The 14,486-nt window shown below is 68.0% G+C and carries 12 protein-coding genes and 3 tRNA genes; 6 read left to right on the plus strand and 9 right to left on the minus strand.

The features are described from left to right. Nucleotides 1-160: 160 nt before the first annotated feature. The 4 genes from LNW71_RS22680 to LNW71_RS22695 form a co-directional block, all read right to left on the minus strand. On the minus strand, nt 161-2,092 hold the full coding sequence (locus LNW71_RS22680; RefSeq protein WP_250969902.1) for an ABC transporter ATP-binding protein: 1,932 nt from the start codon (nt 2,090-2,092) through the stop codon (nt 161-163). Next, on the minus strand, nt 2,092-3,825 hold the full coding sequence (locus LNW71_RS22685; RefSeq protein ID WP_250969903.1) for an ABC transporter ATP-binding protein: 1,734 nt from the start codon (nt 3,823-3,825) through the stop codon (nt 2,092-2,094). The genes LNW71_RS22680 and LNW71_RS22685 overlap by 1 nt, the downstream gene beginning before the upstream one ends. Before the next feature lie 168 nt (nt 3,826-3,993). Further along, nucleotides 3,994-5,439 carry an FGGY family carbohydrate kinase gene (locus LNW71_RS22690; RefSeq protein ID WP_250969904.1) on the minus strand — a complete coding sequence of 482 codons (1,446 nt, stop codon included), beginning with the start codon at nt 5,437-5,439 and terminating at the stop codon, nt 3,994-3,996. A gap of 67 nt (nt 5,440-5,506) precedes the next feature. Further along, nucleotides 5,507-5,815: a YtxH domain-containing protein gene (locus LNW71_RS22695; RefSeq protein WP_250969905.1), complete on the minus strand. Its 309-nt coding sequence runs from the start codon at nt 5,813-5,815 to the stop codon at nt 5,507-5,509. A 180-nt stretch (nt 5,816-5,995) separates the two neighbouring features. Here LNW71_RS22695 and LNW71_RS22700 point away from each other — a divergent pair. The 3 genes from LNW71_RS22700 to LNW71_RS22710 all read left to right on the plus strand — a co-directional run bounded on the left by LNW71_RS22700 (nt 5,996) and on the right by LNW71_RS22710 (nt 6,468). Then, nucleotides 5,996-6,068: transfer RNA gene (locus LNW71_RS22700), tRNA-Asn, on the plus strand. A gap of 5 nt (nt 6,069-6,073) precedes the next feature. After that, nucleotides 6,074-6,146 (plus strand) — tRNA-Asn (locus LNW71_RS22705). Between the two features lie 245 nt (nt 6,147-6,391). Beyond that, nucleotides 6,392-6,468, plus strand: a tRNA-Ile gene (locus LNW71_RS22710). Nucleotides 6,469-6,632: 164 nt separating this feature from the next. On the opposite strand, the gene LNW71_RS36530 is transcribed toward LNW71_RS22710, so the two are convergent. The 4 genes from LNW71_RS36530 to LNW71_RS36205 all read right to left on the minus strand — a co-directional run bounded on the left by LNW71_RS36530 (nt 6,633) and on the right by LNW71_RS36205 (nt 9,931). After that, nucleotides 6,633-7,229, minus strand: a complete 597-nt coding sequence (locus LNW71_RS36530; RefSeq protein ID WP_250969906.1) for a sugar O-acetyltransferase — start codon at nt 7,227-7,229, stop codon at nt 6,633-6,635. Between the two features lie 73 nt (nt 7,230-7,302). Beyond that, nucleotides 7,303-8,619 (minus strand): sigma-70 family RNA polymerase sigma factor, encoded by a 1,317-nt coding sequence (locus LNW71_RS22720; RefSeq protein ID WP_250969907.1) that lies wholly within the window; start codon nt 8,617-8,619, stop codon nt 7,303-7,305. Then, nucleotides 8,616-9,317 (minus strand): YciI family protein, encoded by a 702-nt coding sequence (locus LNW71_RS22725; protein ID WP_250969908.1) that lies wholly within the window; start codon nt 9,315-9,317, stop codon nt 8,616-8,618. The genes LNW71_RS22720 and LNW71_RS22725 overlap by 4 nt, the downstream gene beginning before the upstream one ends. Nucleotides 9,318-9,802: 485 nt before the next feature. After that, nucleotides 9,803-9,931 carry a hypothetical protein gene (locus LNW71_RS36205; protein WP_285802184.1) on the minus strand — a complete coding sequence of 43 codons (129 nt, stop codon included), beginning with the start codon at nt 9,929-9,931 and terminating at the stop codon, nt 9,803-9,805. 745 nt (nt 9,932-10,676) lie between these two features. Here LNW71_RS36205 and LNW71_RS37015 point away from each other — a divergent pair. After that, the gene (locus LNW71_RS37015; protein WP_374119438.1) at nt 10,677-10,769 is read left to right on the plus strand and encodes an NUDIX domain-containing protein; all 93 of its coding nucleotides are present in this window, start codon (nt 10,677-10,679) and stop codon (nt 10,767-10,769) included. A 237-nt stretch (nt 10,770-11,006) separates the two neighbouring features. Here LNW71_RS37015 and LNW71_RS22730 read toward each other — a convergent pair whose 3' ends face one another. Continuing rightward, nucleotides 11,007-11,684 carry a response regulator transcription factor gene (locus LNW71_RS22730; RefSeq protein ID WP_250969909.1) on the minus strand — a complete coding sequence of 226 codons (678 nt, stop codon included), beginning with the start codon at nt 11,682-11,684 and terminating at the stop codon, nt 11,007-11,009. A 471-nt stretch (nt 11,685-12,155) separates the two neighbouring features. Here LNW71_RS22730 and LNW71_RS22735 point away from each other — a divergent pair, with 471 nt between their 5' ends. Next, nucleotides 12,156-13,622 (plus strand): FAD-dependent monooxygenase, encoded by a 1,467-nt coding sequence (locus tag LNW71_RS22735; RefSeq protein WP_250969910.1) that lies wholly within the window; start codon nt 12,156-12,158, stop codon nt 13,620-13,622. 98 nt (nt 13,623-13,720) lie between these two features. After that, nucleotides 13,721-14,485 carry a 3-oxoacyl-ACP reductase FabG gene (gene fabG, locus LNW71_RS22740; RefSeq protein ID WP_250969911.1) on the plus strand — a complete coding sequence of 255 codons (765 nt, stop codon included), beginning with the start codon at nt 13,721-13,723 and terminating at the stop codon, nt 14,483-14,485. Nucleotide 14,486: the final 1 nt, after the last annotated feature.

Below are 14,486 nucleotides of genomic sequence, written 5' to 3' on the forward strand. Positions count from 1 at the left end.
ACGCCGTCGGGGCGGCCGGGAGAACCGCTCGTCCGGGTCGGGCCGGGCTCCCTGCCCCGGCCCGACCCGAACGAAGGTGCTAGCGCCTCTCGTTTGGATCATGCCGGGCTCGCGGGGCCTGGTGCCGCACCCTGATCCGGCCTGATCCAAACGAAAGACCCTAGTCGACCTCGGCGACCGCCTGAGCGAACTGCGCGGCGTACAGCCGGGCGTACGCGCCGTGCGCCTCCAGCAGCTCGTCGTGCGTGCCCTGTTCGACAATCGAGCCGTCCTCCATCACCAGGATGACGTCGGCGTCCCGGATGGTGGAGAGCCGGTGCGCGATCACGAAGCTCGTACGGCCGTGCGCCAGCCGCGCCATCGCCTTCTGGATCAGCACCTCGGTACGGGTGTCGACCGAGCTGGTCGCCTCGTCGAGCACCAGTATCACCGGGTCGGACAGGAACGCCCGGGCGATGGTGATCAGCTGCTTCTCGCCCGCGCTGACGCCGGAGCCCTCGTCGTCGATCATCGTGTCGTAGCCGTCCGGCAGCGTGCGGATGAAACGGTCGGCGTGGGCCGCCCGTGCCGCCTCCTCGATCTGCTCCCGGGTGACCTCGCCCGACGCGCCGTACGCGATGTTCTCCGCGATGGTCCCGCCGAACAGCCAGGTGTCCTGGAGGACCATGCCGATCCCCGACCGCAGGTCGTCGCGCGACATCGTCGCGACGTCGACCCCGTCCAGGGCGATCCGGCCGCCCGTCACCTCGTAGAACCGCATCAGCAGATTGACCAGCGTCGTCTTGCCGGCCCCGGTCGGTCCGACGATCGCGACCGTGTGACCGGGTTCGACGCTCAGCGACAGGTCCTCGATGAGCGGCTTGTCGGGGTCGTAGCGGAAGGACACGTGCTCCAGCGAGACGCTGCCGCGCAGCTCCTCCGGGTGCGCGCCCTTGCCGGGAGCGGGATCGGAGTCCTCCTCCTCGGCGTCCAGCAGCTCGAAGATCCGCTCTGCCGACGCGACGCCGGACTGCACCAGGTTCGCCATCGAGGCGACCTGTGTCAGCGGCATGGAGAACTGCCGCGAGTACTGGATGAACGCCTGCACGTCACCGATCGACAGCGCACCGGAGGCGACCCGCAAGCCGCCGACCACGGCGATCAGCACGTAGTTCAGGTTCGACACGAACATCATCAGCGGCTGCATGATCCCGCTGTTGAACTGCGCCTTGAACCCCGCCTCGTACAGCGCGTCGTTCTGCTCGGCGAAGTCCCGCGCGGACTCGTCCTGCCGGCCGAAGACCTTCACCAGGGTGTGGCCGGTGTACATCTCCTCGATGTGGGCGTTGAGCTTGCCCGTCACCTTCCACTGCTGGACGAACTGCGGCTGCGAGCGCTTGCCCACCTTCGTTGCCACCACCACCGACAGCGGCACCGTCACCAGCGCGACGAGCGCCAGCAGCGGGGAGATCCAGAACATCATGATCAGCACGCCGACGATGGTCAGCAGCGAGTTGATGAGCTGGCCCATCGTCTGCTGCATCGTCTGCGAGATGTTGTCGATGTCGTTCGTCGCCCGGCTGAGCACCTCACCGCGCTTCTGCCGGTCGAAGTAGGACAGCGGCAGCCGGGACAGCTTCGTCTGGATGTCCTCGCGCATCTGGAACACGACCCGGTTGATCACCCGGATCGACAGCCGCGTCGACACCAGCATCAGCAGCCCGGCACCGACGTACACGGCCAGCGCGGCCAGCAGCACATGGCCGATGGCGTCGAAGTCCATGCCCTGCCCCGGGGTGAAGTCCACCTTGGAGAGCATGTCGGCCAGGCCGCTGTTGGTCTTGTGCAGGCCCTCGATGGCCTGCTCCTTGCTCGTCCCCTCCGGCATCTGCCGGCCGACCACCCCGGCGAACACCAGGTCGGTGGCCTTGCCGAGGATCTTCGGGCCGACCACCGAGAGCGCCACGCTCAGCGCACCCGCCAGCAGCATCACGTACAGCGTGGTCTTCTCCACGGCGAAGCGCTTCAGCAGCCGCTTCGAGGAGCCCTTGAAGTCCATGGACCGCTCGGTCGGCGCCCCGCCCGCCATCATGCGTCCGCCAGGCCCGGCCATTACGCGGCCTCCGCTTCCGTCAGCTGGGAGAGCACGATCTCCCGGTATGTTTCATTGCCGTCCATCAGCTCGTGATGACTGCCGGAGCCGACGACCCGGCCCTCGTCCAGCACCAGGATGCGGTCGGCGTCGCGGATGGTGGACACCCGCTGCGCGACTATCACCACGGTCGCGGCCGCGGTCTCCCGCAGCAGGGCCGCACGCAGTGCGGCGTCCGTGGCGTAGTCGAGCGCCGAGAACGAGTCGTCGAAGAGGTAGATCTCCGGCTGCTGGACCAGCGTCCGGGCGATCGACAGCCGCTGCCGCTGCCCGCCGGAGACATTGGTGCCGCCCTGCGCGATCGGTGCGTCGAGTCCGTGCTCAAGACCCTCGACGAACTCCTTGGCCTGCGCGACCTCCAGCGCGTGCCACAGCTCCTCGTCGGTCGCGTCCGGATTCCCGTACCGCAGATTCGTCGCGACCGTCCCGGAGAACAGATACGGCTTCTGCGGGACCAGGCTCACGGTCTTCGCGAGCAGTACCGGATCCAGCGTCCGTACGTCCGTGCCGTCGACCAGCACCTGGCCGTCCGTCACGTCGAACAGCCGGGGCACGAGACCGAGCAGCGTCGACTTGCCGCTGCCCGTCGACCCGATGATCGCGGTCGTCTCGCCGGGTCGCGCCACCAGGTCCACCGACCTCAGCACCGACGCCTCGGCACCGGGGTAGCGGAAGTTGGCGCCCCGGACCTCCAGATGCCCGTGGGCACGCAGTTCGCGTACGGGATCGACCGGCGGCACCACGCTGGAGTCGGTCTCCAGCACCTCCTGGATGCGCTCGGCGCACACCTCGGCGCGCGGCACCATCATGAACATGAAGGTGGCCATCATCACCGACATGACGATCTGCATCAGGTAGGAGAGGAAGGCGGTCAGCGCGCCGATCTGCATCCCGCCGCTGTCGATGCGGTGCGCACCGAACCAGACGACGGCGATGGACGACACGTTCACGACCGTCATCACGGTCGGGAACATCAGTGCCATCAGCCGGCCGGTGGACAGTGCCACGTCCGTCAGCTCGGTGTTGGCGCCGCGGAACCGCTTCTCCTCGTAGTCGTCGCGGACGAAGGCGCGGATGACCCGGTTGCCGGTGATCTGCTCGCGCAGCACCCGGTTCACCGTGTCGAGCCGCACCTGCATCGTGCGGAACAGCGGACGCATCCGCTTCACGATGAGGCTCACCGCGATCCCGAGGACCGGCACCACCGCGAGCAGCACCGCGGACAGCGGGACGTCCTGGCCGAGCGCCATGATGATGCCGCCGACACACATGATCGGTGCCGACACCATGAGCGTGAACGTCATCAGGGTCAGCATCTGGACCTGCTGGACGTCATTGGTCGTACGGGTGATCAGCGACGGAGCGCCGAACCGGCCGACCTCACGCGAGGAGAACGACTGGACCCGGTCGAAGATCGACGCCCGGACGTCGCGGCCGAGCGCGGACGCGGTGCGGGCCCCGATGTAGACGGCCCCGATGTTGCAGATCACCTGGGCGACGCTGACGACGACCATGACGCCGCCGTACTGAAGGATGTAGCTCGTGTCCCCCTGTACGACACCGTTGTCAATGATGTCGGCGTTGAGGGTGGGCAGATAGAGGGTGGCGCAGGTCTGCAGCAGCTGGAAGACGACCAGCAGCGCGATCGGCTTCTTGTACGGACGGAGATAGGCCCGCAGGAGTTTTATGAGCACGCGTGTCTCTCGGAGTCGGCATAGGGCGGGAGTCGACCCAGTTTCCGGCACTACTCGCCGGGACCGCGAACGTTTTTATTCAAGTCCAGGTCAAAAAACGGACCGGGTCCATAATTTCGCCGCTCATGCCTCTCCCGGGGCCGCCGCGCGTCACCGAAGGTAGGCGGCTCAGCGCGCGGGGTCGAACGCCCCGGGGTGGATCTGGTCCCGCGTCGCCACGTACTGCTGACGCACCGCCTGGCCGACCGCCAGCTCGTCGCCGGGCTCCAGCACCTGCGCGGCGGCGCCCTCCCAGGCCGGGGGAGTGCGCGGATCGAGCGTCCCCTGCGAGACCCCCAGCGCCCAGGCCGCCTGCCGGGCCGCACCCAGCGCCGCGTACTGGGCCGGCTCCGGCACCACCACCTGCGTCCCCAGCAACGCGGGCGCGAGCGCCTGCACGGCCGGCAGTTCGGCAGCGGCACCCAGCAGGAACACCCGCCGCACCTCGACCCCGCGGTCCCGCAGCACGCCCAGCGCGTCGGCAAGCGAGCAGAGCATCCCCTCGAACGCGGCCCGCGCCAGGTGCTCCGGCTTCATCGACTCGCGCCGCAGCCCGCTCAGCGTCCCGGCGGTGTGCGGCAGGTGCGGGGTGCGCTCACCCTCCAGATACGGCAGGAGCACGAGGCCCGAGGCGCCCGGCGTCGACTTCAGCGCCAGCGCCGACAGCTCCTCCAGGCCCGCCAGGTCCAGCATCTCGGCGGTGCCGCGCAGCGCGCGTACCGCGTTCGACGTGTGGACCACCGGCAGATGCATTCCGGTGGCGTCCGCGAACGAGGTGATCATCCCGGTCGGGTCGGCCAAGGCCTCGTGGTGCACCGCCATCACCGAGCCCGAGGCCCCCAGCGACACCACCGCGTCACCGACCCCGACCCCGAGTCCGAACGCCGCCGCCATCGTCTCGCCGGTGCCCGCCGAGATCAGCAGCCCCTCGGGTGTCGTCCCCGCCGCTTCGGCCGGGCCGAGCACCTCGGGCAGCCCCGCCTGGTGCCCCAGTGCGAGCTCCACCAGATCCGGCCGGTAGGACTCGCTGCCCGCCGACCAGTAACCGGTCCCGGACGCGGCACCCCGGTCGGTGGTCCGCCGGGCCGGGCGGCCCAGCAGCTGCCACACGAGCCAGTCGTGCGGCTGCAGCACGGCGGCGACCCGCTGCGCCATGTCCGGCTCGGTCCGCGCCAGCCAGCGCAGCTTCGACACCGGCTGCGCGGCCTGCGGCACCGCTCCGACCGCCTCGGCCCAGGCCTGCCGGCCACCGAGCCCGTCGATCAGGTCGGCCGCGGCGACCTGCGCCCTCTTGTCGTTGCCGAGCAGCGCCGGACGCACGAGGTTGCCCTGGCGGTCCAGCGGTACGAGCCCGTGCTGCTGCGCGGACACGCCGATGGCCTGCACGCCCTCGAGCAGCCCGCCGGTGGCGGCCTCACCGAGTGAGAGCAGCCATGCCTGCGGGTCGACCTCGGTGGCCTTCGCCTCGACGGGATGTGCGGCGTATCCCTGGCGCAGTACGGCACCCGTGTCCGTATCGCAGACCACGATGTGAGTGAAGGCGGAAGAACTGTCCAAGCCGGCGACTATGCCCATACACAGATTCTGCCGCACCGCCGGAGCTTTCCTGCACCGGCGGTGCGGCAGACGTGGGGACGAGGCGTCAGGTGTTGGTCGTCCCCCAGTCGTCCTCGCCGTTCGGACCGCGCCCGCGCATCGAGCGCACCCGGTCCGTCACCGAGGCAGGCACCTTGTCGCCGACCTTCTCACCGACTACGTGGTACGCCTTGCCGGCGAACTGGCGGCCGCTCTGGGCGGCGGACTCACAGGTGTTGCGCACGGCCGGGTTCTGGGCGAACTGGCGTGCGGACTTCTTCAGCTGCTCGTAGCGCTCCCGGCCTGCCCGCGTGCCGAGCACGTATCCGAGGGCCACTCCGGCGATGAACGTGAGCCGGTACCGCATGGCTGCCACCCTTCCTTCGGTCCGTCTTCGCTCCGTGCGACGTGTGTGTTCGCCTACCCGCAGGCACCGGAGATCACCCCGGGCGATACCGATTGGCAAAGCACCCCCTGCTTGCGCTAATGTATGTGTCGCAGCGAACGTGCGCCGCCCGGCAGCCGCCAGGCAGGTGCGTTCGAGGCAACGCAGCAATCCCCTGTAGCTCAATTGGCAGAGCAGCCGGCTGTTAACCGGCAGGTTACTGGTTCGAGTCCAGTCGGGGGAGCGCGATCCCCTGTAGCTCAATTGGCAGAGCATTCGGCTGTTAACCGGAGGGTTACTGGTTCGAGTCCAGTCGGGGGAGCGGAACGGAAGAGGACCCTGCGGGGTCCTTTTTCGTGTGCCCGGAACCGGTCCGTCGGAGGTCCGCCTCCGTGGTGCGCGTGGGGCTCCCGTGACTCTTTCGCGTCAACTTCGCACGGCCCGGAACCGGGCAGCGAGCAGCGCAGTCTTCATGGTCACGAGTACCCGGGCATCCGAAGCGAGAGATCGTATGACCGGCTATGCTGCGGCAGACGGCGCGCACACATGTACGCGCCACGCCGAAACGGGGCGGTAGCTCAGCCGGTTAGAGCAGCGGACTCATAATCCGTCGGCCGTGGGTTCGAGTCCCACCCGCCCCACCAGTTTCACCCTGCGGAAACGTTCTGACCTGCGGAAACGTGCGCGCCCGCATAACGAAAGATCTCCAGGTGGATGCGCTCCTCCGTTGCCGCTCGACGGAGTGCGGCAACGTACTCGGGCGGTGCGAAACCGTCCGGTCGCGGGGGCATCGAGACGGCGGGCGACCCTAAGTAGTACGTGTGGTGAGGTCCTCGTCCGTGATGGGGCGGACCACACGGCAAGGCGTTCCGAGCGCGACGCTCATCGGGGGAATGCTGCGGCTGACGACGCTGCCGGCGCCGATGACTGACCCGTAGCCGATCCGGACGCCGGGCAGGACCACCACGTTGCTGCCGATCCACACCTTGTCCTCGATCACGATCGGCTCGGAGAACCGTCCGAAGTCGGCTCGGCGCGCGGGATGCACCGGGTGCCCCGTCGTGGTCAGCGTCACGCTGGGCGCGATCATGACTCCGTCGCCTATACGGATGTCCACGTCATCGACGAACGTCAGGTTCACGTTCCCGAAGAAGTCGTCGCCGATGTAGACATTGCTGCCGAACCCGGCGTGGAACGGTGGCAACAGCACCGTGCGTTCGCCGACGGAGCCGAAGATCGCGACGAGCAGCGACCGACGCCTCCCACTTTCGCTCGGGGGCGTTCGGTTGTACTCGAATATCTGGTCCACGCGGCGGCGGGGCGCCTGGAAGGCCGCTTCGGACTCCGTGTAGACGAGCCCCTTGGCGATCCGGTCGAGGGCTTCTTCGTGGTGAGTGTCGGCCACAGCGGGACGTTCCCTTCATCTGATTCTTCGGATCGGCTCTGAAGTTGGCTACTGATTGCGGCTGTTGATCTCGTTACGCTGTCTCGCGAGACCCGAGTGTCTCCGTCAGGTCCCGCACCGACACGCCCTTCCCGGTTGACGAACCCGCTCGCGTGTCTGTCTCCACCCCTGGCCCCAACTCGGCCAGACGCTTGGTGAATTCCTGGACGATCGCGTCGTTCGGGGCGGCGCTCTTCGCCGCCCGGTACGCCTCCGCCGCCTCGCGGGTCCGACCGAGGCGGCCCAGCGCATCCGCGCGGACGGCGGGCAGGGCGTGGTGGCCGGTCAGTTCCTTGGGCGTTCCCAGGGCGTCGACGGCGTCCAGCTGCGCCTGTGGACCGTCGCGCATCCCAAGGGCGACCGCGCGGTTGAGAGCCACGACCGGGTTCACGCGCAGGGTGAGGAGGCGGTCGTACAACGCCACGATGGCCGCCCAGTCGGTCGCGTCGGCGGCCGGGGCGAGGGCGTGCTGCGCGGCGATCGCCGCCTGGAGCGCGTAGGAGCCACCCGACGCGACCGTCTCGCGGGCGAGGCCCACGCCCTCGGATATGAGCGAGCGGTCCCAACAACCGCGGTTCTGGCGCTCCAGCGTGATCAGCCTGCCGTCCGCGTCGAGCCGGGCGGCGCGCCTCGAGTGCTGGAGCAGCAGCAGCGCGAGTAACCCCCGTGCCTCCGGCTCGTCCGGTGCCTCGGTGGCGACGAGCCGGGCGAGCCGGATGGCCTCCTCGGCGAGCGGGTCGCGGACTGTGCTCCCGTCGCTGGGCGCGTAGCCCTCGGTGAACACGAGATAGATGACGGCGAGAACTCCGTCCAGCCGTTCGGCGCGTGCTCCGGGCGGCGGAACCCGGTAAGGGATTCCGGCGGCCGCGATCTTGCGCTTGGCGCGCAGGATCCGCTGCGAAACGGTGTCCTCACTGATCAGGAAGGCGCGGGCGATCTCGCGCGTGGTGAGGCCGCCGACCGCCCGGAGGGTCAGTGCCACCCGGGATTCGAGGGGGAGCGCCGGGTGGCAGCAGGTGAACACCAGTCGCAGCCTCTCGTCTCCGGGCGGTGGCGGTTCGCGGACCGCCTCGACAGCGGCGACCTCGACAAGCTTGCCGCGCTCGGTCGTCCGGCGGCGCAGCACGTCCAGGGCGCGGTGCCGGGCGGCGGTCACCAGCCACGCTCCGGGTCTGCGCGGTACCCCGTCACGCTCCCAGGCCGGCAGGGCGCGGGTGAACGCCTCCTGCGCGCAGTCCTCGGCCAATTCCCAGTCGCCGGTGAGGCGCACGATCGTGCCGAAGACAACGCCCCATTCGCTGCGGCACGCCTCGGCGAGCGCCGCCCGCACCTCCGCCGGCCCGGTTCTCACGAGAAGTCCGTCCAGAACTCGCGCAGCTCGGCGATCCCGGACCGCGCCATGGGACAGCGGGAGAGGTAGTCGAGCGCTTCCTCCCACTCACCGTCGATGAACACGATTCCGGTCACCCACTCCGGCACGTCGGCGTACCCGCCGTCGGTGATCAGCAGTTCCCCTCCGCGGCGCCGCACGAGGGTGGCGTCCTGGAGGGGACGCAGGTGCTCGCCGCCTAGGTATCGGCCGGAGGCGAGGCCCTCGCGGACCCACTCGGCCACCGAGGCGGGATCAGGAGTGAAGGGCGGAGCACTCGGGTCCGCCCGGAGGACCCCGAGAAAGCGTGAGGCGGGCGCGTCGCCCTCGTGTGGGACGTTTTCGGTGCCCGGTCCGAGATCGAGGGGTTCAACCGGCCGGATCTCGATGCGTCCGCCTGTCGCCATCGGGTGCGAGCCGGCGACCTCGATCGCCTCGTCGAGGTCGACGGCCTCGACGAGGTCGTACCCGGCGATCCACTCGGTCGTCTCGGCGAACGGGCCGTCGGTGACCAGCGCCCGCTCTCCGCGGACGCGGACTGTTCTGGTTTCGGTGACCGGCTTGAGCGGCATCCCCTCCACACGGACGCCGCGCTCGCTCCACTTCTCGACCCAGGCCCCCGGGTCCTCGTCGGTCGACTCTCCGGCGGGGTCGGTGGCGACGAACAACACGTACTTCATGACCGTTCTCCTTCCGAACGTTTCATGAGGACGACGAAGGGCCTTTGCCGAATCCGACAGAGCGGCGAGGATTCCGTCGACGATAGCTCTCTGTCGGCTCAGGCGGAGGAACGGGCCTTCAGAGCAGGCCTTGAACGGCTGTGACCCGGGTTTGTGTGGTTCCGCGTCCGGGGGAGGCCATGGAACCTCCCACAGCCCCTGTGCTGGCCGGCGAGACGCTACTGGTCGCCGCGGCGGGCACGCGGTCGTCCCGGACCGCGCGGTCACCCCCGGGACGAGGCTCCACGAGGCGGTGCTCACTCCCCGAGAGCAGCATGGCCGTGCCGATTTCAGCCGGCCGGCCCGCCGGTCGGGCGTCGGCCGCGGCGGCCCGTACGGGCGGCGTCGTCGATGACGGTCAGCACCGCAGTGACGTCGATCTTGGCCTTGGCGTTGTCGAGTCCCGGCCTGTCGTGCAGAGCAAGTGCGCCCAGAGCGCGAGGTAGTCACGCTGGGCCCGGCGGGCAGCCCTTGCGCCCCTTCTCGGACAGCCGGCTGAGCTCCCCGATCAGCAGACCCGACAACTGGCTCTGGTTCAGGGCGAACTCGATGCACGATCGGAGCAGGCGGTCCACGCTCTCGCCTGCCGGCCTGGGCGAGAGACCTTGCCGTGCCGACTCTGCGCCTCTCCCCGCCCCAGACTGCGGCGGCTACGGGCAGATCGGTCTTGGTGGGGAAATGCTTGTAGATGCTGGGACTTGAGGCTCCGGCAGCCTCGCCCGCCGATGTCGTCGGTCCTCACCGACTGGAAGCCCCGTTCGTCGAAAAGCAACCCGGCAACTCCCCGCGTCATGTTCCACTCCGCCTTCGCCTGCATGAACGCAGACCTCGCCTCCGACATCTACTGCGACAAGCTGCGCGAAATTCACACCCAGGCACCCTCCGCCTCGCACGCCCACACGTCGCCGTCCTATTCGCCATTCCTCGAGACAGCACCTTCTACAAGTCCCGCCCGCCCACCATTATTCTCGCCGCATAAACAGGACGAAAAATCTCAAACCGGCAGCACAGACCTGATGGAGAACATAGATGCACCCCGATTGCCAGGACGGTGTGTGGTGGACGATCGCGCACCACGATGATGCCCTCTGGCAGATCGGGTTCAGCCGTCGGAAGCTCAGTGAGGCCATCGCTTCCTTCGTGGGTCCTGCCCTCGTTCCTCGGGAACCGCGGACGCGCTTCTGTCGTATCATTTCCGGATTCGCCACAGGTTGCGCAGCAAGGTAGGAAGCGGGCATCTTCTATGGATTGTAGGGACGTGACCCCAATTGACATCAAGCGTGAACAGGTAATGCTTTCCTGCTGTTCCGTTACCTCGAAGTGATCGCTCCAGGCGGCATTCTGGATCCGGGTGAGGAATCAGCCGACAGCGTGGTGAGGGAAGTGCGGGATGAGGTAGGCGCAGTACCTTGAGTCGGCGTTCCGTTGCCGAGTGAGTAGTAAGGGCCAGCGCCCGCATCATCGACGTAGAGTCGCCGGAAGTGGGCTGGTTCGATTCCGGGAACGGCTTCCCTGTATGGGCGCTGCCTGATTCAGCCCCACCGAGATGGCCTGACAGAAAAGCCTCATCGCAGCACCCTCCGATCCGTCCGGCAGAGAGGCCGCGGACACGGATGACAAGGACAGGACACGTGGCGGGCGGGTGCCTGGTCAGTGACCGCCGAAACGGAAGCCCACCCCACGTACTGTGACGATCCAGCCGTTGTTGCCGAGCTTGCCGCGGACGGCGTTGACGTGCGTGTCGATGGTGCGGCTGCCCTGGCGCCCCGAGAGGTCTGAGGGGCTGGTGCGCTCCCAGACCTCGGCCATCAGCCGTTCACGGGAGAGCACCGTCCCGGGCTGGGAGGCCAGGACGCGCAGGAGATCGAATTCCTTGCGCGTCATGCTGACGAGTTCGCCGCTGAGCCGCACCTCACGCGTTTCTGTGTCAATGCTCAAGGGGCCCCGCGAGATGCGCTGAACGCTGGCCGGCCGGCTGTGGACGCGCCGCATCACGGCCTCGATACGGGCCAGCAGCTCACGGAATCCATAGGGCTTGGCGAGGCAGTCGTCACAGCCTTCCAGCAGGCACAGCACCCGGACCAGCTCCGTACTCCGTTCGGTGAGGGCGATGATCGGCATCTCGCTCGCCCTGCGTACCGCCCGGCAGACCTCCACGCCGTCGATGTCTGAGAGATCGAGATCGAGGAGCAGCAGGTCGTATTGCATAAACATTTCGAGAATGTCTGCCCCTGTTTCGACTGTGTCAACGTCATATCCATGACGTTTCATTTTTTGTCGTAACAAGCTGGCCGTGGCTGTATCAGACTCCGCCAAAAGAACACGCATGGAATCCCCCTGATCCTGTATATGCCTTCGGCGCAGCCGCACTCTCCGCCTATAGCCAGGCAAGGTGGCGGGTGGGGCCGCACCGAAAGAACGCTAACTAGTCAGATCTGGCATAGTCAATCTATTTTCCTTAGCAAATAACTCTCCAGTCGGCTCGACTTGGCTGGATTATGCCGTTGCCGCGCCGCCGTCTTCCGGCGGCTGGGCGGGTTGTTCCGCAGCCCAGCCGTCTCGCGGCACGGCCGGGACTGCGCGGTGTGACGTTCGACACATCTTTCCGCAAATTGACATTCATTTTGCACCCCACTGTGGAATTGACATTCCCTTGACGATCCCTTGCTTGGGGCCCAGTAATCGCCCTTGACTTCATTTGGTCGCTGAAAGAATCTCTCTCCTGGGTCGACCGAACGGCGGTGAGCCCATATCTGCCGATGACCCTGCGGGATACGCTTAAACAGCCAGGAGAGGTTCATGGATACATCGGTAATTGTGGTCGGTGCGGGCCCGGCCGGATTGATGCTGGCCGGGGAGCTAAGGATCGCCGGTGCCGAAGTCATCGTCCTGGAGCGCCTGCCGGAGCGCACCGGTGAATCCCGGGGCCTGGGATTGACCACGCGCACAATGGAGGTTTTCGACCAGCGCGGCCTGCTTTCCCGGCTTGGTGAGGTCGAGACCAGCAATCAAGGCCATTTCGGTGGTCTGGCCGTAGATTTCGGTGTGCTGGAAGGCGCCCACGCCGCCGCGAGGACAGTGCCCCAGTCCCGTACGGAGGAAGCCCTGGAGGAGTGGGCCACGGAGCTCGGCGCCGACATCCGGCGGGGCAGTGAGCTGCTCTCCTTCGAAGAAGGGCAGGACCGCGTCGAGGTGAGCGTCCGCGGACCCGAAGGCATGACGACGTTGAGCGCGGCCTACCTGGTGGGCTGCGACGGCGGGCGCAGTGTGGTGCGCAAGGCCGCGCGCTTCGACTTCCCCGGCACTGCGGCCACCCGGGAATTGTTCCTCGCCGATGTGCGGGGTCTGGACCTGGAGCCGCACATGATCGGCCGGAACGTGCCCGGCGGGATGGTCATTGTCGGCCCCCTCGGTGACGGTATCGACCGCATCATCGTGGGCGAATCCGGTGCTCCACCCCGCAGGCGCACCGGACCTCCGCCCTTCGATGAAGTGGCGGCGGCCTGGCAGCGTCTGATGGGTACGGACATCTCCCACGGCCGGCCGGTGTGGGTGAGTTCCTTCTCCGACGCCGCCCGGCAAGTCACCGAGTACCGACGGGGCCGGGTGTTCCTGGCCGGGGACGCCGCACATGTGCACCTGCCGGCGGGTGGACAAGGCATGAACACCAGCATCCAGGACTCGGTGAACCTGGGCTGGAAGCTCGCCTCGGTGGTACGGGGCACCACCTCCGCGACCCTGCTGGACACGTACCACTCCGAGCGCCATCCTGTCGGCCGGCGGCTGATCACGAACACCCTCGCCCAGGGGCTGCTCATCCTCAACGGCGACGAGGTACAGCCGCTACGCGACGTACTGTCCGAACTCATCGGCTTCGACGAGGTCAGCCGCCATCTCGCGGGCATGGTCAGCGGGCTGGAGATCCGGTACGACGTCGGCCCCGGCCCGCACCCCCTGCTGGGGCAGCGGATGCCCCACCTGGAACTTGTCGGCCCCTCGGGCAAGACGAGCTCCACCCAACTCCTTCGTACCGGCCACGGCATTCTGCTGGACCTCGCCGACGACGCGGCCCTGCGAGGAACCGCAGCCGCCTGGTCGGGCCACGTGGACACGGTCAACGCCCGTCCGCACGCCCTCTCCGCCACCAGCCCGCTGCGGGGCACCGCCGCGGTCCTGGTACGGCCCGACGGACATATCGCGTGGACTCCGGAGAGCGAAGAGAGCCTGCCCACGACCCTGAGCCGCTGGTTCGGCCCCTCCCGCTGACGGGAGCGCGTACGCGCCCGGGCCGGCCGGCGAATCCTCGCCCACCGGAATCACCACAGGACCGATACAGGAGTGGACATGCCCGATCACACCCCCGGGTGGCTCTCGTCACCGGAGCGACCAGCGGGATCGGACTCGCGGTCGCCCGCGCCCTGGGAGCCCAGGGACACCAGGTATTCATCTGCGCGCGTGACGCCGACAACGTGGCCGCCACGGCCAAAGAGCTCCGGGCAGAGGGGCTCGATGTCGACGGAGCCGGCTGCGACGTCCGTTCGGCAGCGGACATCAAGTCGGTCGTCCGGGCCGCCGTCACCCGCTTCGGCTCGATCGACGTACTGGTCAACAACGCCGGGCGCAGCGGAGGCGGGGTCACGGCGAACATCGACGACGAGCTCTGGTTCGACGTCATCAACACCAACCTCAACAGTGTGTTCCTGCTGACGCGCGAGGTGCTGACCCAGGGGGGCATGAACGCCAAGAAACGGGGCCGCATCATCAACATCGCTTCCACGGCGGGCAAGCAGGGCGTCATCCTGGGCGCTCCGTACTCGGCGTCCAAGCACGGTGTCGTCGGCTTCACCAAGGCCCTGGGCAACGAGCTCGCCCCGACCGGCATCACCGTCAACGCAGTCTGCCCCGGATACGTCGAAACGCCCATGGCCCAGCGCGTCAGGCAGGGTTACGCCGCCGCGTACGAGACATCGGAGGAGGCGGTGCTCGACACCTTCCGGGCCAAGATCCCGCTGGGCCGCTACTCCACCCCGGAGGAGGTCGCGGGCCTGGTCGGCTACCTCGCCACCGACACAGCAGCCTCCATCACCGCGCAGGCGCTCAACGTCTGCGGCGGACTCGGGAACTTCTGAG

The organism is Streptomyces sp. RKAG290 (assembly GCF_023701695.1).
Taxonomy (GTDB): domain Bacteria; phylum Actinomycetota; class Actinomycetes; order Streptomycetales; family Streptomycetaceae; genus Streptomyces.